The sequence below is a fragment of the Pantoea sp. CTOTU46764 genome (assembly GCF_031974595.1).
Taxonomy (GTDB): Bacteria; Pseudomonadota; Gammaproteobacteria; order Enterobacterales; family Enterobacteriaceae; genus Pantoea; species Pantoea trifolii.
In genome coordinates, this window is record NZ_DALYOQ010000001.1 from 178978 (window position 1) to 205375 (window position 26398).

Genomic DNA, 26398 nt, shown 5'->3' on the forward strand with positions numbered 1-26398 from the left:
CGTAGGGTCGCCATTTATGGTGACCTCTTTTTATTTCGGGAGGCCATTGTGTTCCTGCCACAAGAAATTATTCGTAAAAAACGCGACGGTCAGGCGCTGAGTGAAGCGGAGATCCGCTTCTTTATCAACGGCGTGCGCGACAACAGCGTTTCGGAAGGTCAAATTGCCGCGCTGGCGATGACCATCTATTTCCATGATATGACGCTCGACGAGCGCGTGGCGTTGACCATGGCGATGCGTGACTCCGGCACGGTGCTGAACTGGAAATCGCTGAATCTTAACGGTCCGATTGTTGATAAGCACTCCACCGGTGGGGTCGGTGATGTCACGTCGCTAATGCTCGGCCCGATGGTGGCGGCGTGCGGCGGTTATGTGCCGATGATCTCCGGGCGCGGCCTCGGCCACACCGGCGGCACGCTGGATAAACTGGAAGCGATTCCGGGCTTCGATATCTTCCCGAGCGACGATCGTTTCCGCCAGATTATTAAAGACGTCGGCATCGCGATTATTGGCCAGACCAACTCACTGGCACCGGCCGACAAACGTTTCTACGCCACGCGCGATATCACCGCCACCGTGGATTCCATTCCGCTGATCACCGCGTCGATCCTCGCCAAAAAGCTGGCGGAAGGATTGGATGCGCTGGTGATGGACGTCAAAGTGGGCTCCGGCGCCTTTATGCCGACCTTTGAAGCCTCAGAAAATCTGGCGCAGGCGATTGTGGGCGTGGCGAACGGCGCAGGTTGCAAAACCACTGCGCTGCTCACCGACATGAATCAGGTGCTGGCTTCAACTGCGGGTAATGCGCTGGAAGTGCGTGAAGCGGTGCAGTTCCTGACCGGCGAAGCGCGCAATCCGCGTCTGTTGGAAGTGACGATGGCGCTGTGCTCGGAAATGCTGATCTCCGGCAAACTGGCTGAGAACGACGCCGATGCGCGTAAAAAGCTGCAGCAGGTGCTGGATAACGGCAAAGCCGCTGACGTGTTTGCCCGCATGGTGGCGGCGCAAAATGGTCCGGTCGATTTCATCGAGCGCATGGACAGCTATCTGCCAGCGCCAACGCTGAGCAAAGCGGTGTACGCCGATGGCGCGGGTATTGTCAGCGCGATGGATACGCGTGCGCTTGGCATGGCGGTGGTTGCGCTCGGCGGTGGACGTCAGCGCGCCAGCGACAGCATTGATTACAGCGTGGGTCTGAGCGACATGATCACGCTCGGCACGGAAGTAGACGCGCAGCGTCCGCTGGCGATTATCCACGCCGCGTCGGAAGCGCAGTGGCAACAGGCCGCCGCCGCCGTTAAAGCGGCCATTACGCTGAGCGATACTGCGCCAGCGATCACGCCGGTGGTTTATCGCCGCGTCAGCGAATAACTGGCGCTTCTTCGTGCCAGGCAGCGGCCGTTCGGGTATACTGATCTGATCGCTTTTTTTTGACTTGTCATCGCGCATTGCGCAGGAGACTTGCATGAAACGTGCTTTTATTATGGTTCTCGACTCCTTCGGGATCGGCTCCAGTAAAGACGCCGATAAATTCGGTGATGAAGGATCGGACACGCTCGGCCATATCGCCGAAGCCTGTTTCGAAGGCCGCGCCAATGAAGGCCGCGAAGGCCCGCTGCACTTACCTAACCTGACTAAACTGGGCCTCGGCAAAGCGGCTGAGCTCTCCACCGGTCGTTTCCCGCCAGGCCTCGATCCCAACGCGGAAATCATCGGTGCGTACGCTTACGCCAGCGAATTGTCGTCCGGTAAAGATACGCCGTCGGGCCACTGGGAAATCGCCGGCGTGCCGGTGCTGTTTGATTGGGGCTACTTCAGCGACAAAGAGAACAGCTTCCCGCAGGAGTTGCTGGATATTCTGGTGAAACGTGCCGATCTGCCGGGATATCTCGGTAATTGCCACTCATCGGGCACGGTGATTCTCGACCAGCTCGGCGAAGAGCACATGAAATCCGGCAAGCCGATTTTCTATACTTCGGCGGATTCGGTGTTCCAGATTGCCTGCCACGAAGAGACGTTTGGCCTCGATCGCCTGTACGAACTGTGCGAAATCGCCCGTGAAGAGCTGACCAATGGCGGCTATAACATCGGTCGCGTGATTGCGCGTCCGTTCGTCGGCGACAAAGCGGGCAACTTCGAGCGTACCGGCAACCGTCATGATCTGGCAGTGGAACCGCCAGCGCCGACCATGCTGAAAAAGCTGGTCGATGAGAAGGGCGGTGAAGTGATTTCGGTGGGTAAAATCGCCGACATTTACGCCGAGCAGGGCATCACGCAGAAAGTCAAAGCCACCGGCTTAGACGCGCTGTTCAACGCCACCATCGAGCAGATGAAGAAAGCGCCAGATACCTCGATTGTGTTCACTAACTTCGTTGATTTTGACTCAACGTGGGGACATCGTCGCGATATCGCCGGTTATGCGGGCGGGCTGGAGCTCTTCGATCGTCGCTTGCCAGAGCTGATGGAGTTGGTGAAAGAGGGTGACATTCTGATCCTCACCGCCGATCACGGCTGCGATCCCAGCTGGAAAGGCACCGAGCACACGCGTGAGCACATCCCAATTCTGATCTACGGCCCGAATGTGAAGCCAGGTTCGTTGGGATACCGCGATACCTTCGCTGATATCGGCCAGACCATCGCAAAATATTTCGGCCTGTCCAGCATGGACTACGGCAAGAGCATGCTGTAAAACAGCGCCCCAAATTTAATAAGGAAAATAACCATGGCAACGCCTCATATTAATGCAGAAATGGGTGATTTCGCGGACGTCGTACTGATGCCGGGTGATCCGCTGCGCGCTAAGCACATCGCTGAAACCTTCCTTGATGATGTGGTGGAAGTGAACAACGTGCGCGGCATGCTGGGTTACACCGGGACTTATAAAGGCCGCAAAATTTCGGTGATGGGTCACGGCATGGGCATTCCATCCTGCTCGATCTATACCAAAGAGCTGATCACCGATTTCGGCGTGAAGAAGATCATCCGTGTGGGTTCTTGCGGCGCAGTGCGTGCAGACGTGAAACTGCGCGACGTGGTGATTGGTATGGGTGCCTGCACCGATTCCAAAGTGAACCGCATGCGCTTCAAGGATCACGACTTCGCCGCGATTGCGGACTTCGACATGGTGCGTAATGCGGTTGATGCCGCCAAAGCGCTGGGCGTTGATGCGCGCGTGGGTAACATCTTCTCCGCCGATCTGTTCTATACGCCAGATCCGCAGATGTTCGACGTGATGGAGAAGTACGGCATTTTGGGCGTGGAGATGGAAGCGGCGGGTATTTACGGCGTGGCAGCAGAGTTTGGTGCCAAAGCGCTGACCATCTGTACCGTGTCGGATCACATCCGCACCCACGAGCAGACCACCGCGGCTGAGCGTCAGACCACCTTCAACGATATGATTAAGATCGCGCTGGAGTCCGTGCTGCTGGGCGATTGATTCCTTTTTCCCTCACCCTAACCCTCTCCCGCAAGCGGGAGAGGGGACAGATCGGATCGTTTTTCTCCCTCTCCCCGTGGGAGAGGGCCGGGGTGAGGGCACCAGACCGCACCATCCCGTAAACATCTGACACACTTTTACCCAGGCTTGTGCATCTTCGTGCTGGCTCTAAAGCAATCTCTGCTTATCATTAGCGTGATAACAAAGAGACTAAGCCCACCTGATGAATTTCCGTAATTTCGAAGCAGAAGAAAAGCTGTTTGCCCGCCGTGCGATTGTCGCTTTTGCCCTGGTTGTCATCTGCTTTACCATTTTAGGCATCAACCTGTATCGCCTGCAGGTCGATCAGCACAGCTATTACCAGACGCGTTCCAACGAGAACGACATCAAAATGATCCCATTCGCGCCCACGCGCGGGCTGATCTTTGATCGCAACGGCATTCCGCTGGTGCGCAACGTCAGCTGGTATGACATTCACATCACGCCGTACAAAATTGACAACATGCAGGAAACGCTGAAGGAGCTGACGCCGATTGTCGATCTCACGCCGGAAGAGATTGAAACCTTCGAGCACGAGCTCAAACAGAACAGCCGCTACAAGCCGGTTGAACTGAAAGCGGAACTGACTGACGAAGAAGTGGCGCGCTTCGCCGTCAATCAATTCCGTTTTACCGGCGTTACCGTCGATACCTATCAGGACCGCGAATATCCTTACGGCGCCGACCTGGCGCACGTACTCGGCTACGTTTCGAAAATCAACGATAACGACTACAAACGTCTGAATGCAGAAGGCGTTGGCGAGAACTACGCGGCGGACCACAACATCGGTAAGCAGGGCATTGAAGGCTATTACGAATCGCTGCTGCACGGCAAAACCGGCTATCAGGAAGTGGAAGTGGATAACCACGGCCGCATCGTGCGCGTGCTGAAAGAGGTGCCGCCGGTGGCCGGTCAGAACATCACGCTGACGCTCGATTTGCATTTGCAACAATACGTCGAGAGCCAACTGGCCGGGCAACGTGCGGCGGCGCTGATTGAAGATCCGCACGACGGCAGCGTGCTGGCGATGGTGTCCGCGCCGAGCTACGATCCCAACCCGTTCGTCAAAGGCATCAGCTACAAAGCCTATAAAACCCTGCTGCAGAATAAAGACCTGCCGCTGATCAACCGCGTCACTCAAGGCTTGTATCCGCCGGCGTCCACGGTAAAACCTTATATGGCGATGTCGGCGCTACTGACCAAAGTCATCACGCCGAGCTTTACGATATTTGGCGCGCCCACCTGGACGCTGCCGGGCACCGATCGTAAATATCGCGACTGGAAAAAAACCGGTCACGGCATGCTGGACGTGACGAAAGCCATCGAAGAGTCGGCGGATAGCTTCTTCTATCAGGTGGCGTTCATGATGGGCATCGATCGCATCCACACCATGTTGAGCCAGTTTGGTTACGGCAAATCCACCGGCATCGATCTCAACGAAGAGTACGCCGGATTATTGCCAAGCCGTGAATGGAAGCAAAAAGTGCACAAAAAGATGTGGTATCAGGGCGATACCGTGTCGGTTGGGATTGGGCAAGGTTATTGGGTGGCGACGCCGATTCAGATGGTGAAAGCGCTGGTGGCGCTGTTGAATAATGGCCGCGTCATCAATCCGCATCTGCTGGAGAAATCGCAGCGCGGCACGGTGGTGCAGCCGTATCAGGCAAAATTGCCGCAGCCGCAGATTGGCGATGCCAAATCGCCGTACTGGTCGCTGGTGCGCCATGCCATGTTCGGCATGGCGAATGCGCCAAACGGCACCGGCTACAAATACTTCCACACCGCGCCGTACGGCATAGCGGCGAAATCAGGTACGTCACAGGTATTCAGCCTGAAAAAGAACCAGATCTATAACGCCAAAATGACGCCAATGCGCCTGCGTGACCATATCTTCTACACCGCGTTTGCGCCGTTTAACGATCCCAAAGTGGCGGTGGCGTTGATTCTGGAAAACGGTGGCAACGAAGGCGTCACGGCGGCGCCGCTGATGCGCAATATTCTCGACCACATCTTTGTGCCGGAAGCCACGCCGCCGCCGGTGGCGACAGTGGCAAAATAATCAGCGGAAGAACACCCGATTGCGGCCGTGATTTTTCGCATCGTACAGCGCCACGTCGGCGTTGTTATACAACGTCTCGAAATCGGAACCCGGCTTGCCGTAGCTGACGCCAAGGCTGGCGGTCACTAGCTGGCCGGGCAACACTGCCAGCGGTGAAGCATTCAGCGAGGCGTGAATCGCGCCCGCCACAATTACCGCATCGGATAGGCGATAGTGCGGCAGCAGCACGGTAAACTCTTCGCCACCAATGCGCCCAATGCTGGCTTCTGCCGGGCAGTGCGCCTGAATGCGCGACACCAGCGCGCAAATCACCTTATCGCCCATTGGATGACCGAATTCGTCGTTAATGCGTTTGAAGTGGTCGATATCCAGAATGATCAGCGCCGCCGCGCCGTTACTCAGCGTCTGGCTGATGCGCTGAATAATCGCCCCACGATTCCACACCGCCGTCAGCGGATCGTGGCTGGCTTTGTACTCCAGCTCCTGCGCCAGCTGATGCAGCTGTTCGTTGACGCGATTAAGCTCACGCTCGGCGCGGTCGCTGCGCGAGATCATGCGATAGGTTTCACGCATCAGGCGCTGATAATGACGATTCACCATCAGCAGCGCATCGCGATAATCCTCAGCGCTGAGCGTGGTTTGAGCCGCCACATCCTGCGAGCGATTAAGCACATCGCTCTCTTCGCGGAACAGCTCGTTGAGGTCCATCACGATGCCATTTCCGCCTGTAGATTCACCTGCAGATCGGTGAAGTCCAGCGCCAGCTCCTGACCAAACTCTTCTGAGACATCATCTTCGGCGTCGAAGAACCAGTTGAGCGCCACGGTTTGCCCGCTCTGTGCACGCTGGTTGAACAGGTCAAATAGGCTGAACAGCATTTTGGTGCTCGAGCTATTGAAGTAGCGCAGCGCGATATTCACTTCAACGTCGCCGCCCGGCTGTGGTTGCCAGTTCTCTAAGGCGTCCAGCAGCGGACGGTAAAACGCCGCCGCGTTCTCCGGCCAGGATTCACCGCGCAAGGCAAACTGGCCGGCGGCAAAATCAAAACTCACTTCGGGCGTGCTCTCTGTGGCAGCAATAACAAGGTTTTGCATCAATCGATCAATCCTGGTGAATGGTGGCTTTCAGCCAAAACGTGGCGTAACCGTTGGCGGCCAACGGACGCAGTTCATACTCCAGCGGTTCGCTGACGTCGCGCGCCAGCGTTAATAATCCAATGTTGGCCCCTTTGCTGGTGGCGGGGCTCTCGGCACGCAATCCCACGCGATACGCCTGTTTGATCTCTTCGTTGCTCATGGTGCGCAGCAAATCAAGCCAGTAGCGCAGCTGCTGGCAGGCGATTTCATCCACCTGATTGCTGCTCTCCAGCACGTATTTGTCGCCTTCAACGTGCAGCGTCACCGTGCCGAAGCGGAAATCCTGCTCGGCGTGGCTGGTGCTGCGGCTGTCTTGTGAATAGCGCAGGATGTTTTGCACGATCTCGACAAAGCTGGAGAACAAGCGACGCCGAACTTTGACCGGCGCCTGCTGATTCTCAAGAAACACTTTGATCACTTCGCCCATCGCGGTGATGTTCTGCGGTGAAAAGAGGCCGGTGTAGTGCAGCGCCACGCTGTCGGGCGGGAGGCGGCTGAGATTCGAAGCTGGTGTCATAACGTGACTCTAATAGCGGAAGCCAAACCAGGTGACGTCATCGCGTCGCGGCTGGTTGCCTTGCCAACGAAGAAATTCCTGCTCGAATGCCGTGGAAAGCGCCGGCATCGGCAGCGTTTGATAGTGATTCAGCAGCGTCTGAATGCGCTTTTTGCCAAACATAATGTGACGTTCACCGCCGGGCTGATCGGTGACGCCATCGGTCATCACCAGCAGCATGTCGCCGGGATTGAGCGTGCGTTGCTGCTGCGGCCAGACGTAATCCTGCGGCGTATCGGTATAGCCAACGCCAACGCGGTCGGCCTTCAGCGATTCCGCCTCGCCGCCAGCGCTATGCAGCAGCGCGTGCATGCGCGCGCTCGACCATGAAAGCTGATGATTTTCGCTATCCAGACGCAGCGCGATGGCATCGCAACCGTCGTTCGACAGCGAGGTTTGCTGTGAAGCGTTGAGCTGGCCAAGGGTTTGCTTGATATGGCGATTGAGCGATTGCAGCACGTCGGACGGCGCGCGTCGATTCTGCTGCAGCGCATTTTCCAGCGCCGATTGCAGGATCACCGTCATAAACGCGCCGGGAATGCCGTGGCCGGTGCAGTCGGCAATCAGCGCCAGCCAACCGTGTTGATCCTGATGAAAAGCGTAATAGTCGCCGCCGACGCCATCGCGCGGCTGCCAGTGCAGGCACCAATCGCTGAGCTGCTGCGCCATCTGCTGCCTGGACCGATCGAGCATCGCGTCCTGAATCACGCGCGCGTAATCGATGCTCTGCAAAATTTGCTGATGCTGTTGATGCTGCAAATCCGACACAGTGCGAATCAGATCGATACCCAGCCCGATGCCGATGTAGCGGCCTTGCTCGGTGAGGATAAAGCCATCGGTCACCGACTTATCGCCGGTCGCCACCACTTGCTGCGCCACCTGATCGAGCTCGGTGTCGGCATCGATCACCAGCGGCTCTTTATCCATAAAGGCGATGCAGCTTTTGCGATCGTAGAGTTCACGGAAAAACGGGCGCGACATTTGCGACAGGAAGATATGGCGGTTGATCATGCCAAACGGCGTACCGTTTTCGATCACCGGCAAACCAATCAAATCTTTGTGCTCGGTAAACAACGCCATCACCGCCGTGTTATCCATCGCGGGACTGACAAACGGCACGGCAATGCGCAGCGAACGCGCACGAGAACGACTCGACAGGGAGGCAAGGCCTGCGCGTAAATCAGGCAGCTGCATAGAGGAATCTGGCGTTGATTAGGAATTATCTTAGATTACTGCGCCCCTGTGACACTTTTATGATCTGTAGGGTCGCCATTCATGGCGACCTGGCTACAAATCACTCTTCCTTCAAAGCCGCCGTAACGTGCCCAATCGCGCGCACCACTTCGCTGGAGCTGCCGCGAATATCCGCCATCATGCCGCCAGCCTCTTTCGCCAGCACCACGCCTTGATCGGCACGTTTCAGGTTCGATGCAATACCTTTCAGCGCTTTCTCCGCCAGCGTATGGTTCTGCTGCACCCTGTTCTCAATTTCCGTGGTGGCACGGTTAATATTGGCAGCCAGAGTGCGTACTTCATTAGCGACAACGGCAAAGCTGCGACCATGTTGACCGGCGCGCGCCGCTTCCACCGCCGCGTTCAGCGCCAGCAGGTTGGTTTGATCGGCAATACGACGGATGCTCTCGACAATCGCGCCGATGCGGTCTGAAGACTCGCTCAGGTCGTTGATGTCGCCGGAAATACCGTGCAGCTCGCCCGCCAAATCATTCATGGTCTGCACGCTGTTCTCAATCACCGTGGCACCGATGCGCGTACTTTCGCTGGTTTGCAGCGCAGTTTTATACGCCTGCTGCGCGGCTTCGCGCTCTTGCTGATTCTTCTCCACCTGCGCGGTGACATCGGTGGCGAACTTCACCACTTTGTACAGCTCGCCGGTTTCGTTAAACACCGGGTTGTATGTGGCGCGCAGCCACACCGTTTGGCCGCGTTTATTCACGCGCTGGAACTGGCCGGAGATAAATTCGCCCTGATTCAGCTTGTGCCAGAAACGGCGGTACTCGTCGCTGTTGCGCATTTCTGGCGGACAGAATTGGCTGTGATGTACGCCGATCACTTCTGACGCGCTGTATCCCATGGTTTTCAGGAAGTTGTCGTTAGTCATCAACACTTCGCCCTTGAGATTGAAGGCAATCACCGCCATCGAACGCTCAATCGCGGTGGTCATGGCGCGCTGCTCTTGGGCGTCCATGATGCGCGCGGTGATATCGCTCGCCAGCTTGATGATTTTAATCACCCGACCGCTGCGATCCTGCACCGGCACGTAATTGGCTTCCAGCCAAATAGGGCGGCTGTGTTTTGCCACGCGCAGGAACTTATCGCTGAAGCCTTCACCGCGATTCAGGCGTCGCCAGAAGTCGCGGTATTGCGGCGAGTTGAGCAAATCTGCGGTACAGAACATGCTGTGATGCTGGCCGACGATCTCTTTGAGCGAATAACCCATACGCTCGAGAAACAGCTCATTAGCGGTGAGGATTTTTCCTTCTGGAGTGAATTCAATCATAGCGATAGCGTCTTGCAGCGAACTGAGCGTTGCCATGCTATTACTGCGCTTTTGCCACGCAAGACGTGACAAGATTCCTGATGCAATTGTGCTGAACATGGGGCGAACCTTATTATTGGTATAGGATGTCAGCACGGTTATCGGCACAAGAGATTAAAAATTCACCTATAGCAGCGATAGATGAATAAATTTTTACCTGTTGGTCTGGAGGTTGCTTTAAAAGGCATCAATCAGCTGATTTTTGCCGAAAAGCGTTTGACGGTGCCGCGCGAGTAGGGTTTAATGCGCCCCGTTGCCCGGATAGCTCAGTCGGTAGAGCAGGGGATTGAAAATCCCCGTGTCCGTGGTTCGATTCCGCGTCCGGGCACCAACATTCTGAAAACCCAGCTTATGGCTGGGTTTTTGCTTTTATGCGTTTGCTAATCTCAACCACTGCCTCCTTTCCTTCCCTACACGTAGATTATTCAGCATTGATCGATACCAATTTATTTATCCCTGGCTAATACTTTTAATCTATTGTCCCCATGTCTGCGAACATCATTTCAACGGCCATTTGAGTTCAATACTCTAATTCGATAAGAAGCCCCAAAATGTTCGCTAAGTGCCAGAAACGGACATTGCAAGTATCACTTTTCTAATAAGAAGTTAACGGGTCATAACATGTGGACTTCATTGACTGCATTCCATCAATTCAAGCGTTTGACCATCGGGGCTTTGTAAATATATTACTCTGGTCCCCTGCAGGGGCCCTGCCAGGACTGTCTGAGGTTTCCCTGGCGTCTTCCAGCCATAGTCCGAAACTTTGCTCAAAAGCGTATCAAGATCCTCGACTATAAAAGCAAGGTGAGCGTAGCCAGGAATGTAGGGTGCTGAGGGCTCTTCTGGCTGTTCAATGTTATTGTATTGCAGTAATTCAATTTTCATCCCAGCCAGTTCAAGCAAAGCCATTCGTACATCAGCACCTCTTGCGCCTGTTACTTCATCAATAATCGGTCCAGACATTTTTCCTTCGCGTAATACTTTACCTCCAAGAATATGAGTCCAGAAGAATAATGATTCTTCAACGTTTTTAACTGAAAAACCGACGTGATTGGCACTTAAGATCATGAGATTACCTGCTGGGCTTGGAAAATTATCATCTAACTATCTTATATCCTGGTTTTATTTCTTCACGATAAGTGCCGGGAGATTTTCAGGTAAAATTAAAATTAAGTGCGGTCTAAATTATATATTTACAATTCATACACAACGACAGCTATGGCTGAAAGAAATATGATTGGCCATCTGCTACCTGTTTTCACACTTCTATCATAAGGTCTGTTATGCAATCAGAAAGCCTGCAAAAGATGTATCTTTCTACAAACCAGAACACTATCGCTAGCTGGATGAAAAATCGTGGGATTGGGGATAGCAAAAAAGATCACTATTACGATCCGCTAAAACTCGCTCTTGCAGCGGGCATTAAGCCTACTGTGCCAGATTGTGTCTCACAGCTAATTGATGAACTGAATGGTCTCACAAAGGATGATTCTCTCGCCGACACGCTGCCAACTCAGGGTTTTCATTTTACTTTCTTACCCCTGACCCTTCCCCTGTATAAAGTGAACGAACCATTGCCAGAGAAAGTGGATCAATTAACGAATATTTGGACCGAATATCACGCGAAAAAAATTATTATCCGGCAACTCCGGTTAGTCGCGTTGCCCAGTCAGCTATTGCTTGCTGGGATTCCTGATTGTTCTGCGATAGATATGCGCCAGTCGTTTTGTGAAAAAGTTCTGGATTCACAGTGGAATAATGAGTTGCTGACGCGGCACACCGGTGGCCCTTTACCCGCCCCCTTCTGGCACAGCACAATTCTGCGCTACCGCGCTGCTTTTTTACCTGCAACCGTGCGTCAATTTTTTATTGAACGTCAGGCTATGAATTTCGGCGATGTTGCCGAAGAACTTATATTGGCTAAGGTCAATTACAACTGGACAAAATGTTATCCCTTGGAGAATTAATGAATACGTTGTAACAGCATGCCAAAAACGTCCTTCCCGCATGTTCTGGCTTTAAAGGTGAGTGAGTTTGGTGCCGGTGTCTCCCGGAGAGGCGGCTATTGGGCTAATTAACCTGCTGTTGAGATTATAGAAAGCCAGCCTCGTTAAGTCAGTGCAAAGGAGCCGGTGAGTTCTTTCACACCACAGCGGGCACTCTCCGAGCGTATTCCTGACCTCAGCTGCAATTGAAAACATGATAATCCTGCAGATATGAAAGGTCCTGCACGATGGCAAAAGTGGATAACGCGGTTACTGCAGAAAACGTGCAGAGAGCCGATCGCCGAAAAGCATGACGGCAAGTCCGATCAGCATGACAACCATACCCCCCAGCCTGAGTAACGAAACCGGACGCCGCAGTGACCGGGCCGCCGCCCAGCCCCTTTGCCAGTTGGCTGTTCAGGGTCGTCTGCAGGGTGATCCACAGACCTGCGGCAAACGCGATTACGTAATAGATCATACCCATACTTTTCATCCTGGTCAGTCGGCCTGCACCAGCGGTAGGAAGGTGTCAGCAAAAATGTCAGGCTGGTAGCCAGAGGCTGCAAAAAGGTGCTCACGCGACTCATCAATCGCCGCTCGTAGTCGCGCGCTGTCTACGCCCAGCACCTTACCGTTCTGTTTAACGATGCGTCCACCAATCATGACAGTATCGATGTTGCTGCGCTCGGCGGCATGAACCACCGTGCCAAAAGCATTGCCGGACGGGTAAAGATTGAGATCACTGACGCTAATCAGCACCAGGTCGGCTTGTTTGCCCGGCGTCAGGCTGCCCACTTTGTCCTGCAGCCCTGCACAGGCAGCGCCATCAAGAGTCGCAGCTTTAAGAAGTTGCGCCGCCGGAAGCGTTTTCAGCGCATGTTCAGAATCGCAGCACTGCTGCTGATGCATGCCCATCACGCGCTGCAGGTAAAAGGCGACGCGCATCTCCATAAACATATCGGTGCTGTACGAGGTTTCATTGTCTACGCTCAGGCCAGGATTGATGCCATGACGCTGCGCGGCCTCAATGGCGAACAGCCCACTTTCGATGCCATAGTGCGAATCTGAGCGCGGGCAGACATTAACCCGGACACCGGCCTCCTGGAGAATTTTCCATCCCCGGTCGGGCAGCGCCGTGCAGTGATTGAAAATATTATCCGGACCCAGCAGCCCCTGCTGATGCAGCGACTCAAGTTCAGACCCCATCTCAGCGCCAAAGAACTCAGTGACAATCGACAGTCCCAGCCTGCGGGCCTCGGCCCATAACTCCGGCTCCAGCTGAGCCATGACGGCGAGAGAGACCAGGCTTTCAGGGTTATCGCTGAAATACTTATCCTGCAGACGCTGCCAGTTTCCCGGCCAGTGCGCTTTATCCCATTCGCCAGCAACCGGTGCGCCGGAAGCATGAATGGCACGAATGCCGGTATCAAGTAAGGCTTCGACGGCGGCATCGGAATGCGCTGCGGTTCGGCTGTTGTGCGAGTTATCGATCATCGTGGTAATGCCCGCGTCAATCGCGCCCAGCGCCGTCAGCAGATTGCCAACATAGATATCGGCAGGACGGTAATATTTAGCGAAGGATAAGTGCGTGGCGTTGCTGTAGTCGTCCAGGCAGGTAGCGTTTGGGTTAATTCGGCGCAGCTGTCCTTCCCATGCGTGACGATGAGAATCGACCATTCCCGGCATGGCGATCATGTTGGTGGCATCAATGACCTGCGCACCCGGGGCTTCAAGGTGCTGGCCCACTGCGGTAATCATTGAGCCGTTAATAAGAATATCACCGCGTTCAATGTTACCGACGTTCTCGTCCATGCTCAGTAGGGTAGCGCCACGAATCAACGTGGCCTGTGAAGTGACATTCTGATTATGAATAATATTTCTGATGTAATCGGTCATTAAACCGGCCTCTTTTCTGATTAATGGGGAAACGATACGCCACACCATTGACCTTAAAAAGATGCGTAAAACGTTTTCATAATTCATAATTCCCGAACAATCAGGCTAACTTCATCCGGGAGAAACACGATGGATCGGATTCAGGCTATGCAGGTTTTCACACGGGTTGCTGAAGCCGGGAGTTTTGTACGCGCTGCAGAAACACTGTCACTGCCTTCTTCCACCGTCACCAGTACGATTAAAAACCTGGAGAAATACCTGAAGGTGCGTCTGCTAAACCGGACGACAAGGCGCGTCAGCCTCACTCCTGAAGGCCTACAGTATCTTGCACAGTGCCGGGAGATCCTGTCATTAATAGAACACACGGAATCCAGCCTTGCAGATTCTGTCAAACGTCCTCAGGGGCGTCTACGAGTTGACATGCCCTGTGGGATCGCTCAGTTCATTGTTATGCCGAAGCTCAAGGATTTTTACCGACATTATCCGGATATTTATCTGATGATCGGTGTCAGTGACCGACAAGTCGATCTGGTTCAGGAGGGCGTGGATTGTGTGATTAGAACCGGTGAGCTCAATGACTCCTCGCTGGTTGCCCGACCGCTTGGCCGGTTTCGATGGATAACCTGTGCCTCTCCAGACTATCTCAATGAATACGGGATTCCCGAGACACCTGAAGAGTTGCTAAAGCATCGTGCGATCCATTATTTTTCCGCCTCGACCCGGCGCTCAAATGAACTGCATTTTGTTCGTGGCAATGAAATACAGTCTGTAGCAGTAAATGGAAACGCCGCTGTGAATGAAACGGGTCTTTATATAAAAATGTGTCTTGAAGGCTTCGGACTGGCGCAGCTTGCTGAGAATATTGTCTCTGAACATCTGCAGAAGGGGGCGCTGGTCGAAGTGTTGGCCGACTGGCAGCCGCCTTCAGTCCCGGTCACTTTGCTATACCCGCATCAACGCTTCCTTTCTCCCACGGTGCGTGCCTTTACTGAATGGATGACCGACATCCTTTAAAATCGCCGCTACGATGTCTGCGTGTCCGCTTAGTGCCCTAAGCTGGCGGGAAACACACATTGAATAACGATCAGAAGCGGTATGTTACCAGCAGGCTTCCGGTGGGTGATGTTTCTTGTTGCACAAACGGGCTATTGCGCGCATCTCCCGTTAACTGCGTAACGCCTGCTGCGGCAATCACGCTCCAATCCTCATTGAACATGTGTGTCCAGTCAATATTCATCGACCAGGCATAAATACCCGACCCGGCATCATATCGGATAAACCTTGATGCGGCCGATTGAGATGCACTGACTCCGTAGTAAGTCTGCATGTATTTGTCCGTCCCCCAACTGCCGGTCAGCGCCAGCGTTACTGTATTATTCGGTGAAGTATAAAGCGGGCTATGAATGCCAAAATGCAGTGCCGTGCCATTGTTTTGTTCAGAAAATGGCACTTCAGCCTGCAATTGCAAATTGAGCCAGTCGGTCACCCCGTATCCCAGGCCAAGCACACCGAGAGCCGAGCCTTTGACATCGCCCATACCACGCAAATAGTCGCTGCCATCGCTGAGGGAGTCACTGTCCACGTCGCGATCCTTACGGCCTGCGCGATAGCTCACCGCCGCGTTGTAATCAAATTTGCCGATGTTATTGCCATAACCGATGCCCCGCGTGGAGCTGACGAAGAAACCATTTTCCATGGTGTAATCAAGCACCAGGGAAGTCGTGACGCGGCTTTTGTCCGAACCAGAATAGCGTGGCGTCACGTTCGCGCCGCCTCCCACCGTCAACGCGTTGCCCTGATTCTGTGCTGCCGCCAGTATCGGGGTGGCCAGTAACGCCAGGACTGCGCCCGACAACATTTTTTTCAGGCTGCACCCCGTGAGTGAAAGGGGGAACTTATGACGCAGTGTGCTATTTCTCATTAAAGAAGTCCTTATGCATTCAAATGATGACGATGCAAGCGGGTTGTAACCGCCAGAACGTTCATTTTGGATGCGCCCGCTAAAGTTCTCATGAGCCAAAAATGAAGAAAGGGTGAAGCAACCACAGATGCTGCAAAGCTGATAGATTTCCTGATACCGTTTTTTTCTTCAGACGTTCTTCATTCACTGCTGATACCGTAACCATTGTGAAAATACTCCTAATTGAAGACGACCTGGATCTCGGTAACGGCATACGTATTGCCCTTGCAGATCAAGGGTTTGATGTTATATGGGTTCGCCGCAAAGAGGATGCGCAGCATCAGCTTGATGTCTGTGTGCCTGAACTTGTGTTGCTCGACCTCGGATTACCCGATGGCGATGGCATGAGCCTGATGGGGTGCTTGCGTCAGCAGCTTAAGAGAATTCCCGTCATCATCCTGACGGCGCGAGGCACACTGCACGATCGCCTTTCCGGGCTGGACGCGGGTGCAGACGACTATCTCGTCAAACCGTTTGTTCTCGCCGAGTTGCTGGCGAGGGTGAGAGCGCTTGCGCGCCGCAGTTATGGTTTTCAGAACGAGGCGATAGAACTTCGCGGATTATCACTGTTTGTGCCCACACGACGCGTGACCGTGAATGCACGGCATGTTGAGTTGACGGCAAGTGAATACGCGCTGCTTGAAACGTTGATGTTACGCACTGACCGCGTGCTGACTCGTAGTTTTCTGGAAGAAAGGATCTTCGGCGCAAAAGAAAATATGAGTAATGCGCTTGATGTGCATATGGGGAATTTGCGTCGCAAAATCGGCGAAGGCTATGTGCGAACGGTGAGGGGCGTTGGGTATGTCATTGATACCGTAGCCATTCAGAAGGGGGCAGGTTGATGCAAAATGTCTGGCGCCACCTGAGAACCCCAACGTTCGTACGGCGAATTATGGTAGCGCAGATGCTATTGCTCACTCTGCTCTGGTGTCTTTTTTTGACTTACGTTTTGTGGGAGGACTTACGTAGTCCGCCGATATTAACGGGCAGTAAGACGTACGAAACCATTTTTACGGTGGTTAAGAGTATGGACGATCGCCCGCAGGAGCGAACGCATGTGCTGGCTGCATTAAGTAAGGCAGTACGGGAAAATTATGGCGGCGGTGAAGATCCAGCACTCTCAATCAGCCTTATCGTACGCGAGAATAAAGAGATAATTTATGCCTCTGATGGTGCGCCAGTCGGAGTGATAAATAGTCGTTATGGAAAAATTGAGCGCGTGGAGAGTGATGGTCGCGCCTGGAACAGCCGTACCTTAAAGTCCAGGGACGCCGACACAGAGGTCACGCTTATCACCCCTGCTGGAGGCTGGAATTTCTTTATCTACCTGAACTCGCGCGGCTACTACGTGATGCCGCTGCTGGTATGCATTCCTTTTCTCTTGTTCCCTGCGTGGCTGTCGATCCGCATTGCAATGCGCCCATGGAATAAGGTGGTAAATGAAGTGTCCTTGCGCACGCCTGACGATCTCTCGCCCTTAAAAGCAGTGCCAAAGCACAGGGAGCTTCGTCAGATGGTTGACGCGGTTAATGGATTTCTTGCCAGGGTGCGGGAAAGCACTGAACGGGAGCGCGTTTTCATTGCCGATGCTGCTCACGAGTTACGTACCCCTCTGGCGGCGATGCGAATCAATGTTGAGGCGCTGGAGTCTTATGTGAGCAGTGACAGCCATAAAGAGTTGCTTGCGGGCATTGTTCGCAGCAACAGCCGTGCGGCTCGTCTGGTCAATCAGTTGCTGCTGTTGATGCACAGTGAAGCGCGCATTGACATGGTGATGGAGCCTTTGCCGCTGACAACGCTCATACAAGAACGCATGGCCGGGCTGGCACCGCTCGCGGCGGAACGCAGGATTGAACTTGAATTTTACGCCGAAGAGGAAATCTGGGTGACTGGCGTCAGGGAACGGTTGATGTCGCTTATCGATAACGTAGTTGAAAATGCCGTGAAGTATAGCCCCTGGGGCGGCAGCATTGAGGTGGAATTACGATCCTTAAATCAATCCACGCAGTTACGTGTTTCAGATGCAGGGCCTGGCATTCCCGTTGAATTGAGGGAGCGCGTGTTTGACAGATTTTTTCGGGATCCTAACCAGATACAAAGCGGGAGTGGGCTGGGGCTTGCCATCGTTAAAGCCGTTGCGCAGCAACACAACATCAGCGTAAGCCTCAGTACGTCGGCAGAAGGTGGGCTGATGGTTTCGGTTGATTTCCCAAATCACAAGTCCGCCTGAAAGCAAAGACAACGTTGATCCGCCCAGGCGGAGGGCCTTTACCTGAATGATGGAGTTAAAAAGTGAAATACGTTGTTCTTGCAAGCCTGTTAATTTCGCTCTTACTCAGCGGATGCGCTATTACGGTCAGTGAACTAAAAAGCAGCCAATCCTCTTTTGACGGCAGTTTCGTGAACAAGGCAGGCTCATCTGATACTTATCGAACCCTAAGGTACATGGCAAGACAGTGCCTCGAATATGAGGCATATTCAGGAAATCCGGTCATCGTACTGAGCGAATTTGATGGTGAGCGCAAAGCAGGGGAGATTAATCAAAAGTTCCTTTCACAGGGATTGTTGATAAATAACACGCTAATTGAGATCGAAAGCCGGCATGGTGACAACGCACAGGTCTCCCTGTATACAACCAAGAACGTCCTGAGCACGGGAATTCGGTCGCCAAAGATAATTGATATCAAGCGCTGGGCTGACGGCGATAAAACGTGCTAGCGCGACACCGCGAAACATCCCAGTTATATGACTTGCGCCACATTGATTAACACCGCAATTTTAAGTCATACCTTCATCAGAGGTGAGAGCCACTTCAAACTTCTGCTTCTCGCTCTGAGCTGTCATTCACGTTGGTTGCATTAGGTTGAGGCTGTTCTGGAAAAAATAATATTCTTTCTTAAATGGATGTGAATCTGCCGTATCGAATATCTTTCGTGATCAGCATTTTTCCAGCAGCGTTTTGCCAACCATCAATAAGTGACTACTTATTATGATTATTGTCACTTTAGGGAAAAATAATGATGAAAATAACCTTCGATTAGATAGGTCGGTCTAAAATAAAGTAAATGATTTATTAGTAAATATGCGGTGCTGCAATGCAATAAGAAAACATCACTCATGAGGTGTGACATCTGGGGTAAAACATGGCTCTTTTCTTTTCTCGTATAACAATTATTCAAATTAGCGTAATGCTTCTAATGAGTTATACCAGTTTTGCTACAGATGATACCCCCCTAAAAAGTCGCGCGAATGCCGTACTTTCCCTGATGAGCTACACGGTTGTACCGGATGTCACCGCAAGTGACCTCAATATCGGTGCTGACACCAAAGAAAAAAACTCGCTTTCAATTACGCAGTTTGGCGGCGGTGCAACGCTTAGTGAAGAATTTCCTCTCTATCTCGAAGGTACACTCGGTTACAGCCGTTATGATCCTCAATTTGTTGTTTCTAATGGCAATGAAAGCCGCAAAATTCCGGTTAAATGGAATAGCTTAACTGCGACTGGCGGTATTGGCTGGGATATAAAACTTCATACGGATAAGCTCGGCGGCAATTGGGTTCTGCGACCCATCGCAAATTTCACCTTAGGTACAATGGCCAGTGATCTGCGTATTGGCGCTTATGTTCTGCAAAAAAAATTTAATGATGCAGACTACAAATTTCTGGATGGTGGCCGCCTCAATGCGTATGGCTTGGGGGGATCGTTAATGCTGGATTATGAATTATTTAGCAAAGAGCAGGATATAGATGTTGAGTTGCGCTACTCATACCAAGAGCTCAATAGTTTCGGCAATACTTCTGATGCGGTAAGCGGGAGTGCTACGGCGGAAAATCTCGGACTCTATTTGCGTCGTCGTGCTCCAATTTCAGATTGGACGTTATTAGGTAGTCCTTTGCGCTATGTGCTTGAAGCTGCACGCACTGAATATTTGGGTGAGCAGCGTGGGCAATTAGGATTCGATAGCTTAAATTCATTAGGTGTTGGGCTCGAGCTTGATAGTAGTAAATATCCGGTTTTTATCAGTCGTACACGAATAGTGGCACGTTATATGTTCGGAAATAATACCCAGGGATATGGCGTGGGGCTGGCCATGAGTTTTTAATGAAAATTAGTATTACCATCTATAAAGGCAAAGTGCGGTAAACCTCGTCACTCACAGCGCCAGCTGAATCGCCTGTAACTCACCTTCCTGCTGCGCCGGCATTGCGCAGCAGATCAGCACTTCATCATCCGCCACTTGTGCGCTCGGAGGCGTTGGGTAAGTCACCGCGCCTTGCAGCAGTTTGGTTTTACAGCTGCCGCAATGTCCGGCGCGACAGCTATACGCCGGACTCAGGCCTCGCGCTTCCGCCAGTTCCAGCAGCGAACCGGCATCTGGCGTCCAGCGTGCCTCTTTCAGCGAATCCATAAACTTCACCGGCACCGATTGCGTTGCCACCGGCAATAGCGGGTTTTCTTCGGCCACCACTACGCGGGAACGCTGCAGCGACGACGGCCCAAAGGCTTCGGCGTGAATGCGATCGTCGGCGATATTCAAGGCGCGCAGCCCGTCGTACAGCGCCTGGGTAAATTGCGGCGGACCGCACAGATAGAAGTCGTAATCGTTAAACGGCAGCACCCGCGAGAGCAGCGCCATATCGATGCGGCCGGCAAAATCGTAATCAATATCCGCTTCTGCGTCCGCCGTCTGGCTCAGCACGCGTACCAGTTTCACTGCGCCCTGCGCCGCCGCCAGCAACTGGTCGAATTCGCGCACGAAAGGGCGCTCGGCCTTGCTGCGTGCCGACTGAAACAGGAACGTTGGGCGCAGGCGCTGTTTGCGCTGTCCTTCGAATATCAGATGTCGCAGCATCGCCAGCATCGGCGTTATGCCCACGCCAGCCGCCAGCAGCACCGCCGGACGCGGTTCGCTGGCATCGATAGTAAAATCACCCGCCGGCGCACGCGCTTCCAGCGTAGCCCCAATGTGAAGATGAGCGTGCAGGTAGCGCGAAACCGCGCCATCACGCTTGACGCTGATGCGGTAAAACCCATCCGACGGCGCGACCGAAAGTGTATAGGCGCGCATCAGCGGCTTTTCGCTTCCAGGCAGCTGCACGCGAATCGGCAGATGTTGACCCGCCAGATGCGGCAATAAACCCGCGCCATCATCCGGCATTAAATGAAATGAGCGGATCGTGGCGCTTTCATCCACCACCTTAAGCACCTTGAACGGGCGCCAGCGCGCTGCCAGCTCCACCGCACGCAGGCGCTGGTCGGCAGCTTGCCAGTCGCCGGTTATCAGCGAACTGGGTGCGATACCATCCGGCGGCGTGAACCAGCGCAAGGCGAGGGCAGCGCGACGACGCACAATGCGGCGCGGGCGAAACGTCCACAGCCGTTCGGCACCCTGAAAGGCGGCGATCTCTGGCGAGTCGAGAATCACTTCGGCATCGCCGCTCAGTTGCAGCGTGTCGCCGCTGGCGTAATCGACAAACAGCAATCCCGCTTTGCCATTCTGGTGAATGTTGCCGAGCGTGTTGAAGAACAGATTGCCGTTGAAGTCGGGAATGGTCAGCAGGCCATCTTCACCGACGCGCACGAAGCCCGCTTTACCGCCGCGATGCGAGGCATCAACCTGACGTTCGGTATAGGTGGCGACGTAGAAGGTATCGGCTGCAGCGATGGTGGCGCGGGCGGCATCATCCAGCGCGCTCAGGGTTTCCACCTCTCCGCGATAAGGTTCGGCGGGATCGCGGGCATAGTGAAAATCACGCAGCTGGATATAGCGCGGGCAGTTGCCAAAACTCTGTTCCACCTGCACACGAAAACCGCCGCCAATCGCCTGCAGCACGCCGTTCATGCGGTTACGTCGCCGCGTGTGCAGCTCGATGCCGAGCAGCCCAACCGGCGCGCCATCCTGCATGCCCGCCGCCGCCGGATCGCCTTGATGCGGACGCGCCTCAATATCCAGCGTGCTGGCATTCGGCGAGAAGATAAAACTGGGTTGGCCTTCCAGTAGCGTGGCCCACGCATCGCCGTGCGCATCAACGCTGCCCGCCACAATAAACGGCAGCTGTGCGTAGAAGTCTCGATGTTGATCGGGCATGTGATCGCGGATTACGCGCTGGCCGACGTCCGCCATGCGTTCCGCCACGCCCGCCTGCTGCTGCAGCGCGATTTCACCCTGATGCCAAACCGATAGTTTCTTGCTCATGATGGTGGACTCAGGCGATGCTGCGCAGGCCAGCCGCAGTTTGCGGAAAGGGCACAAAGCCCGGCAGCGCTTCGATACGACGCAACAGCGCGTTCACCGCCGGATAGCCGGAGAGATCGACATTGCCTTCTGGCGCACCGACGATATAACTGTACTGCGCGATGTCGGCGATTGTCGGGCCATCGCCGACCAGCCATTTACGGCCTTCGAGATGCTGCTCAATGCGTGACAGCACCAGATGTGCGCGGCCAATCACCTCTTCCGGATTGAACGGGCGGCCAAACACGGTAATCAACCGCGCCGCTGCCGGACCAAAGGCGATATCTCCGGCAGCAACGGTGAGCCAGCGCTGCACTGCCGCCGCGCCAGCGGCATCTTCCGGCAGCCATTCGCTGCGACCGCTTTTCTTCGCCAGATAGACCAGAATGGCGTTGGAGTCGGCAATAAACACGCCGTCATCTTCCAGCACCGGCACCTGACCAAACGGATTCATGGCGAGAAATTCCGACGTTTTGTTTTCGCCAGTTTTGAGATCGACATCGATAACCTCATGCGGCAAATCCAGCAGCGACAGGAACAGACGTGCGCGGTGAGCATGGCCAGAAAGCGGGAAGTGATAGAGTTTCATATTGCGGTTCCTTAGGTGTTGCTCGGGATGATCCCGAGCCTTGCCATAAGGTTCGCACAGACAATTTAGCGGCAGAATAGCCGGGTTAGCGAAGTCATTGTTGCGAAAAATGGAAGAATCATGCCGGAGCTACTTCTTAGCTTCCACGCCTGGCGTAGCGGAGCGAATCAAATACTGTTCGGTCACGTCCGGCAAATGCGTCAAGGTCCAGTCGGCCATGGCGATTTCCTGCTCGCGGATGCGCGAGAAGATATCGGCACTTTCGTGATCGTTGAGATGCTGCGCCGCCGCAATCAGTGAGGTGTAACTGGCAATCTCAAGGTGCTCAAACACGTGGCCGCTGATCGCGCCTTTCACCACTTCATCTTCCACCATCACGCCGCCAATCGACTGACCGAAAGCGGAGATTTTGCCGGCGAGATCTTTCAATACCGATTGAGAAGTGGAGTAGCGATCGATCACGCTCTGCACCAGCGTCTGATGTTCACGGGTCTCAACAATATGCTGTTCGATACGCAATTTAAGGTCGGGATAGTGTTCAAGGCGCGAGGCCATTTTTTCCAGCATGCTTTCAGCCTGTTTTTCCATGGCATGGGCATCTTTTACCCAATCGAGAAAGTGCTCTTCGCTGTTGTGGCTCATAATATTTTCCTGACAAATAAATAAAAGGAGATTGCGGCTGTTGCCGAATTACCGGCCAGCCGCAATAACGTTATGCGGGAGATTTATCGACGACTCGACGGCTTTTTTTACCGCCTTTTCGTCCCGCTTCAATCGCACGCTCTGGATTATTACGAAAATTACCGCCGCTTAATTGGCCGCCTTTTTTACCCGCTTCGCGGGCTCTTTCCGGGTCCATGGCAAAATTGCCAGAACCGCCACGTGGTGCTGTCATAATGAATACCTCAGATAGAGGGGATAACGCATATTTCATTTGCTACTTAAGGTTAGCCCTAAAAGCCAAACGTACAACCAATTGCAATTAGGAATTATCCTAAGAGGATTGAAATCGTTAAGTTATTTTACATACTTAAAATAATTTGATTTGGCAAAAAAAATAATTAAAGCTTCGCGATTAATGGGTGAGAGAAAATAATTGACCGCTGCGCTTATAACTTTTTTCTCTTCCAACGTGATGAAATAAATTAACATTCCTGATGCTTTTATTTATTTCTCAGACAGAGAGTGGCGACCAGATCATTAGCCATAATCTTAAAAGGGGTTTAGTAAATATAAATGCTAATAAAAAAGGGATTATTTTAAGCGAAGCGCACTATTTCTGCTTTTTAACCATAAATAGTGCGTTGAGATTATTTTACCAGCACCTGCGCACCGGCGTTTTTCTCCAGTCGCGTTACGTCAAACAGCGACAGTAGCACCAACAACGCCACACCGGCGAAGGCGATATGAATATCGCTCTGCGCGATTTCGCTATGTTCCTGCCACAACATCGATGCGCGCAAGAACAGCGCCGCCAGCGCAATGCCCGCGCTCATGCTGAACTGGAAGAAGATGCTGAACACCACTGAGGCATCGCTCATTTTGTTTTGCGGCACATCGGCAAAGCCCAGGCTGTTGTAGCAGCTGAACTGCAGCGAGCGCGACAGCCCGCCGATAAACAGAATCGCGGCGATGGCGAAGTAACCCAGCGACGGCTTGAGCAGCAAGCAGCCGAGCATCGCCACCAAACTGATTACGCCATTGATCATCAAAACGCGACGGAAGCCCCAGCGTTTCATCAGCCAGGTTGTCGCCGGTTTCATCGCCAGATTACCGGCAAATACCCACAACACCATCGCACCGGCCTGCGCCGCGCTCCAGCCAAAGCCCAGCTGAAACAGCAACGGCAGCAAATAGGGCACGGCATTGATCGAAGCGCGGAAGAAGGAGCCGCCAATTACCGCATTGCGGAAAGTGGCAATTTTCATCGCGCTAAACGGCAGCAGCGGCTGCGGATGTTGGAAGCTGTGGCGATACGCCAGCCAGCTGCACCACACGCCCAGCAGCAACAACGGAATACCAAAATTGAGATGCATCTGCCCGAGCGCTTCCAGCGCAATAATCAAAGAGGTGCAGGCGGTGGCGGTCAGCGCAAAGCCGCGCACGTCAAACGGCCGCCGCTGTTCGGCTTTGAACTGGGGCACCAGATAAGCAGTGGCGATGATGGCAAGGATGCCGAGCGGAATATTGAGCCAGAAAATCCACGGCCAATGGCCGTATGTGACAATCAAACCGCCCAGCGGCGGGCCGAGCACCGGCGCAATCAAACCCGGCCAGGTAATAAAGGCGATGGTTTTCACCATCTCCTTTTTTTCGGTGACGCGCAGCACCACCATGCGACCGACCGGCACCATCATCGCGCCGCCAATACCTTGCAAAATACGGCTCAGCGTGAACATCGCCAGCGTTTCGCTGAAGCCACACAAAATTGAGGCGAGGGTGAAAATCAGGATGGCGCTGGCAAACACGGTTCGCGCGCCAAAGCGCTCCGCCAGCCAGCCGCTCATCGGAATAAATACTGCCACCGCCAGTAAATAGGCGCTGACGCCAATGTTCAGCGCCACCGGGCTGGAGGCGAAATCGCGCGCCATCTGCGGAAGCGCGGTGGTGATCACCGTGGCATCGAGGTTTTCCATAAAGAAGGTTACTGCGACCAATAATGCTAACAGCAGGGTGCGATAGGAATTCGGTTTGGCTTCTCTGCCTGAGTCGATCATGCGTGGACCTGCGAAAACAGAAGGATGCAAAGACTTTTAATGAAAAGCGCGGCAGGTGCAAACCGAATTGTTTAGCAAAATGTTGATGCCGTCGTAGGGTCGCCATTCATGGCGACCACAACCATACGCACGTGGTTAAATCAGACGGCCTCAGCCACGCTAGCTTTGGCCTCAATAAACGCCACCACCGCTTTCGTCACTTCTGCGGTATTCGCCGTGCCGCCAACATCCGGTGTCAGAATGCCCTGCGCGCAGACATATTCGATCCCTTGCATAATCAGCGCCGCTGCGTCGCGCTCGCCGAGATGCTCCAGCATCTGCACCGCTGTCCAGAACGTGGCGATGGGATTGGCGATGCCTTTGCCGGTGATATCAAACGCCGAGCCGTGAATCGGTTCGAACATCGACGGGAAGCGACGTTCAGGATCGATATTAGCGGTAGGCGCTACGCCTAAACTGCCCGCCAGCGCACCGGCCAGATCCGACAGAATATCGGCGTGCAGGTTGGTGGCGACGATGGTATCAAGGCTCTGCGGATGCAGCGTCATGCGATGCGTCATCGCATCGACCAGCATTTTGTCCCACTGCACGTCCGGGAACTCCTGCGCCACCTCGGCGGCAATCTCATCCCACATCACCATGCCGTGACGCTGGGCGTTGGATTTGGTCACCACCGTCAGCAGCTTGCGTGGACGCGACTGCGCCAGCTTGAAGGCATAACGCATAATGCGCGTCACGCCAACGCGGGTGAAGATCGCCACTTCGGTGCCGACTTCTTCCGGCAATCCACGATGCGCGCGACCGCCGTTACCGGAATATTCGCCTTCTGAATTTTCTCGCACAATCACCCAATCGAGATCGCCGGGGCCGCGATTGCGCAGCGGTGAGGTGACGCCCGGCAGAATTTTGGTGGGACGCACGTTGGCGTACTGGTCAAAGCCCTGACAAATCGGCAACCGCAAACCCCACAGCGTGATGTGATCCGGCACGTCGGGCGCACCGACCGCGCCAAAGTAAATCGCATCAAACTTCTTCAGCGTTTGCAGGCCATCTTCCGGCATCATCACGCCGTGTTGCTTGTAGTAATCCGAGCCCCAGTCAAACGTCTGCACGTTGAACTTAAGGTGAGGATCGTGACGCGTCAACGCGTGCAGCACTTCCACGCCAGCTGAGATCACTTCCGGGCCAATACCATCCGCAGGAATCGCGGCAATCGAGTAGTTACGCAT

24 protein-coding genes, 1 tRNA gene and 1 pseudogene are annotated in these 26398 nt (G+C 53.9%); 11 read left to right on the plus strand and 15 right to left on the minus strand.

Annotation, left to right across the window (positions count from 1 at the left end):
- Positions 1–48: 48 nt before the first annotated feature.
- From deoA to mrdA, 4 genes are all read left to right on the plus strand, one after another.
- Positions 49–1371 carry a thymidine phosphorylase gene (gene deoA / locus RTM06_RS00790; RefSeq protein WP_312179192.1) on the plus strand — a complete coding sequence of 441 codons (1323 nt, stop codon included), beginning with the start codon at positions 49–51 and terminating at the stop codon, positions 1369–1371.
- Positions 1372–1465: 94 nt separating this feature from the next.
- Positions 1466–2689 (plus strand): phosphopentomutase, encoded by a 1224-nt coding sequence (gene deoB, locus RTM06_RS00795; protein ID WP_312179194.1) that lies wholly within the window; start codon positions 1466–1468, stop codon positions 2687–2689.
- Positions 2690–2722: 33 nt separating this feature from the next.
- Complete coding sequence (gene deoD / locus RTM06_RS00800) at positions 2723–3436, plus strand: purine-nucleoside phosphorylase (RefSeq protein WP_277977717.1); 714 nt, start codon at positions 2723–2725, stop codon at positions 3434–3436.
- Between the two features lie 223 nt (positions 3437–3659).
- Positions 3660–5534 carry a penicillin-binding protein 2 gene (gene mrdA / locus RTM06_RS00805; RefSeq protein ID WP_312179199.1) on the plus strand — a complete coding sequence of 625 codons (1875 nt, stop codon included), beginning with the start codon at positions 3660–3662 and terminating at the stop codon, positions 5532–5534.
- Here the strand turns inward: mrdA and RTM06_RS00810 are convergent, their stop codons facing one another.
- The 5 genes from RTM06_RS00810 to RTM06_RS00830 form a co-directional block, all read right to left on the minus strand.
- Entirely contained in the window at positions 5535–6245 is a 711-nt protein-coding gene (locus RTM06_RS00810) for a GGDEF domain-containing protein (protein WP_085982347.1), read from the minus strand.
- Complete coding sequence (locus tag RTM06_RS00815) at positions 6242–6628, minus strand: DUF1987 domain-containing protein (RefSeq protein ID WP_008103278.1); 387 nt, start codon at positions 6626–6628, stop codon at positions 6242–6244. Before RTM06_RS00815 ends, RTM06_RS00810 begins: the two co-directional genes overlap by 4 nt.
- A 7-nt stretch (positions 6629–6635) precedes the next feature.
- Positions 6636–7187 (minus strand): SiaB family protein kinase, encoded by a 552-nt coding sequence (locus RTM06_RS00820; protein WP_312179203.1) that lies wholly within the window; start codon positions 7185–7187, stop codon positions 6636–6638.
- A gap of 9 nt (positions 7188–7196) precedes the next feature.
- Positions 7197–8420, minus strand: coding sequence for a SpoIIE family protein phosphatase (locus RTM06_RS00825; protein WP_312179205.1), 1224 nt, complete (start codon positions 8418–8420; stop codon positions 7197–7199).
- Between the two features lie 100 nt (positions 8421–8520).
- Entirely contained in the window at positions 8521–9843 is a 1323-nt protein-coding gene (locus RTM06_RS00830) for a PAS domain-containing methyl-accepting chemotaxis protein (protein WP_312179207.1), read from the minus strand.
- A 195-nt stretch (positions 9844–10038) separates the two neighbouring features.
- Between RTM06_RS00830 and RTM06_RS00835 the strand changes: the two genes are divergently transcribed.
- A tRNA-Phe gene (locus RTM06_RS00835) sits at positions 10039–10114 on the plus strand.
- A 299-nt stretch (positions 10115–10413) separates the two neighbouring features.
- Here RTM06_RS00835 and RTM06_RS00840 read toward each other — a convergent pair.
- A complete protein-coding gene (locus tag RTM06_RS00840) occupies positions 10414–10851 on the minus strand; it encodes a VOC family protein (protein ID WP_256697404.1) in 438 nt (145 codons plus the stop codon).
- Between the two features lie 215 nt (positions 10852–11066).
- Between RTM06_RS00840 and RTM06_RS00845 the strand changes: the two genes are divergently transcribed.
- On the plus strand, positions 11067–11750 hold the full coding sequence (locus RTM06_RS00845; RefSeq protein WP_312179210.1) for a hypothetical protein: 684 nt from the start codon (positions 11067–11069) through the stop codon (positions 11748–11750).
- A gap of 288 nt (positions 11751–12038) precedes the next feature.
- Here the strand turns inward: RTM06_RS00845 and RTM06_RS00850 are convergent.
- Together RTM06_RS00850 and RTM06_RS00855 are read right to left on the minus strand one after the other, a co-directional pair.
- Positions 12039–12252 (minus strand): annotated as a pseudogene (locus RTM06_RS00850) (hypothetical protein).
- Positions 12253–12266: 14 nt separating this feature from the next.
- Positions 12267–13664 (minus strand): amidohydrolase family protein, encoded by a 1398-nt coding sequence (locus RTM06_RS00855; protein WP_312179212.1) that lies wholly within the window; start codon positions 13662–13664, stop codon positions 12267–12269.
- Positions 13665–13793: 129 nt separating this feature from the next.
- Between RTM06_RS00855 and RTM06_RS00860 the strand changes: the two genes are divergently transcribed.
- A complete protein-coding gene (locus RTM06_RS00860) occupies positions 13794–14678 on the plus strand; it encodes a LysR family transcriptional regulator (RefSeq protein WP_312179214.1) in 885 nt (294 codons plus the stop codon).
- A gap of 70 nt (positions 14679–14748) precedes the next feature.
- Here RTM06_RS00860 and RTM06_RS00865 read toward each other — a convergent pair whose 3' ends face one another.
- Positions 14749–15585 carry a MipA/OmpV family protein gene (locus RTM06_RS00865; RefSeq protein WP_312179216.1) on the minus strand — a complete coding sequence of 279 codons (837 nt, stop codon included), beginning with the start codon at positions 15583–15585 and terminating at the stop codon, positions 14749–14751.
- A 206-nt stretch (positions 15586–15791) separates the two neighbouring features.
- On the opposite strand from RTM06_RS00865, the gene RTM06_RS00870 reads away from it, so the two are divergent.
- The 4 genes from RTM06_RS00870 (at position 15792) to RTM06_RS00885 (ending at position 19730) form a co-directional block, all read left to right on the plus strand.
- The gene (locus tag RTM06_RS00870) at positions 15792–16469 is read left to right on the plus strand and encodes a response regulator transcription factor (RefSeq protein ID WP_312179218.1); all 678 of its coding nucleotides are present in this window, start codon (positions 15792–15794) and stop codon (positions 16467–16469) included.
- A complete protein-coding gene (locus RTM06_RS00875) occupies positions 16469–17857 on the plus strand; it encodes an ATP-binding protein (RefSeq protein ID WP_312179220.1) in 1389 nt (462 codons plus the stop codon). The genes RTM06_RS00870 and RTM06_RS00875 overlap by 1 nt, the downstream gene beginning before the upstream one ends.
- 62 nt (positions 17858–17919) lie before the next feature.
- Positions 17920–18345: a hypothetical protein gene (locus RTM06_RS00880; RefSeq protein ID WP_312179222.1), complete on the plus strand. Its 426-nt coding sequence runs from the start codon at positions 17920–17922 to the stop codon at positions 18343–18345.
- Between the two features lie 470 nt (positions 18346–18815).
- A complete protein-coding gene (locus tag RTM06_RS00885) occupies positions 18816–19730 on the plus strand; it encodes a hypothetical protein (protein WP_409455781.1) in 915 nt (304 codons plus the stop codon).
- A 51-nt stretch (positions 19731–19781) separates the two neighbouring features.
- On the opposite strand, the gene RTM06_RS00890 is transcribed toward RTM06_RS00885, so the two are convergent.
- The 6 genes from RTM06_RS00890 to RTM06_RS00915 all read right to left on the minus strand — a co-directional run bounded on the left by RTM06_RS00890 (position 19782) and on the right by RTM06_RS00915 (position 26398).
- The gene (locus RTM06_RS00890) at positions 19782–21824 is read right to left on the minus strand and encodes a pyridoxamine 5'-phosphate oxidase family protein (RefSeq protein WP_312179226.1); all 2043 of its coding nucleotides are present in this window, start codon (positions 21822–21824) and stop codon (positions 19782–19784) included.
- 10 nt (positions 21825–21834) lie between these two features.
- Positions 21835–22452, minus strand: coding sequence for a glutathione S-transferase (locus RTM06_RS00895; RefSeq protein WP_312179228.1), 618 nt, complete (start codon positions 22450–22452; stop codon positions 21835–21837).
- A 129-nt stretch (positions 22453–22581) separates the two neighbouring features.
- Positions 22582–23094, minus strand: a complete 513-nt coding sequence (locus tag RTM06_RS00900) for a ferritin-like domain-containing protein (protein ID WP_137386456.1) — start codon at positions 23092–23094, stop codon at positions 22582–22584.
- A 70-nt stretch (positions 23095–23164) separates the two neighbouring features.
- Positions 23165–23347: a general stress protein gene (locus tag RTM06_RS00905; protein WP_101761861.1), complete on the minus strand. Its 183-nt coding sequence runs from the start codon at positions 23345–23347 to the stop codon at positions 23165–23167.
- A 415-nt stretch (positions 23348–23762) separates the two neighbouring features.
- On the minus strand, positions 23763–25169 hold the full coding sequence (locus RTM06_RS00910) for an MFS transporter (RefSeq protein WP_312179233.1): 1407 nt from the start codon (positions 25167–25169) through the stop codon (positions 23763–23765).
- A gap of 140 nt (positions 25170–25309) precedes the next feature.
- A complete protein-coding gene (locus RTM06_RS00915) occupies positions 25310–26398 on the minus strand; it encodes a tartrate dehydrogenase (RefSeq protein ID WP_312179234.1) in 1089 nt (362 codons plus the stop codon).

What these genes read in the sequence shown, in the direction of transcription:
- deoB (WP_312179194.1), top strand. Translation starts at nt 1,466, where the DNA reads ATGAAACGTGCTTTTATTATGGTTCTCGACTCCTTCGGGATCGGCTCC.
- deoD (WP_277977717.1), top strand. Translation starts at nt 2,723, where the DNA reads ATGGCAACGCCTCATATTAATGCAGAAATGGGTGATTTCGCGGACGTC.
- mrdA (WP_312179199.1), top strand. Translation starts at nt 3,660, where the DNA reads ATGAATTTCCGTAATTTCGAAGCAGAAGAAAAGCTGTTTGCCCGCCGT.
- RTM06_RS00815 (WP_008103278.1), bottom strand. Translation starts at nt 6,628, where the DNA reads ATGCAAAACCTTGTTATTGCTGCCACAGAGAGCACGCCCGAAGTGAGT.
- RTM06_RS00820 (WP_312179203.1), bottom strand. Translation starts at nt 7,187, where the DNA reads ATGACACCAGCTTCGAATCTCAGCCGCCTCCCGCCCGACAGCGTGGCG.
- RTM06_RS00825 (WP_312179205.1), bottom strand. Translation starts at nt 8,420, where the DNA reads ATGCAGCTGCCTGATTTACGCGCAGGCCTTGCCTCCCTGTCGAGTCGT.
- RTM06_RS00830 (WP_312179207.1), bottom strand. Translation starts at nt 9,843, where the DNA reads ATGTTCAGCACAATTGCATCAGGAATCTTGTCACGTCTTGCGTGGCAA.
- RTM06_RS00840 (WP_256697404.1), bottom strand. Translation starts at nt 10,851, where the DNA reads ATGATCTTAAGTGCCAATCACGTCGGTTTTTCAGTTAAAAACGTTGAA.
- RTM06_RS00845 (WP_312179210.1), top strand. Translation starts at nt 11,067, where the DNA reads ATGCAATCAGAAAGCCTGCAAAAGATGTATCTTTCTACAAACCAGAAC.
- RTM06_RS00855 (WP_312179212.1), bottom strand. Translation starts at nt 13,664, where the DNA reads ATGACCGATTACATCAGAAATATTATTCATAATCAGAATGTCACTTCA.
- RTM06_RS00860 (WP_312179214.1), top strand. Translation starts at nt 13,794, where the DNA reads ATGGATCGGATTCAGGCTATGCAGGTTTTCACACGGGTTGCTGAAGCC.
- RTM06_RS00865 (WP_312179216.1), bottom strand. Translation starts at nt 15,585, where the DNA reads ATGAGAAATAGCACACTGCGTCATAAGTTCCCCCTTTCACTCACGGGG.
- RTM06_RS00875 (WP_312179220.1), top strand. Translation starts at nt 16,469, where the DNA reads ATGCAAAATGTCTGGCGCCACCTGAGAACCCCAACGTTCGTACGGCGA.
- RTM06_RS00885 (WP_409455781.1), top strand. Translation starts at nt 18,816, where the DNA reads ATGCTTCTAATGAGTTATACCAGTTTTGCTACAGATGATACCCCCCTA.
- RTM06_RS00890 (WP_312179226.1), bottom strand. Translation starts at nt 21,824, where the DNA reads ATGAGCAAGAAACTATCGGTTTGGCATCAGGGTGAAATCGCGCTGCAG.
- RTM06_RS00895 (WP_312179228.1), bottom strand. Translation starts at nt 22,452, where the DNA reads ATGAAACTCTATCACTTCCCGCTTTCTGGCCATGCTCACCGCGCACGT.
- RTM06_RS00900 (WP_137386456.1), bottom strand. Translation starts at nt 23,094, where the DNA reads ATGAGCCACAACAGCGAAGAGCACTTTCTCGATTGGGTAAAAGATGCC.
- RTM06_RS00905 (WP_101761861.1), bottom strand. Translation starts at nt 23,347, where the DNA reads ATGACAGCACCACGTGGCGGTTCTGGCAATTTTGCCATGGACCCGGAA.
- RTM06_RS00910 (WP_312179233.1), bottom strand. Translation starts at nt 25,169, where the DNA reads ATGATCGACTCAGGCAGAGAAGCCAAACCGAATTCCTATCGCACCCTG.
- RTM06_RS00915 (WP_312179234.1), bottom strand. Translation starts at nt 26,398, where the DNA reads ATGCGTAACTACTCGATTGCCGCGATTCCTGCGGATGGTATTGGCCCG.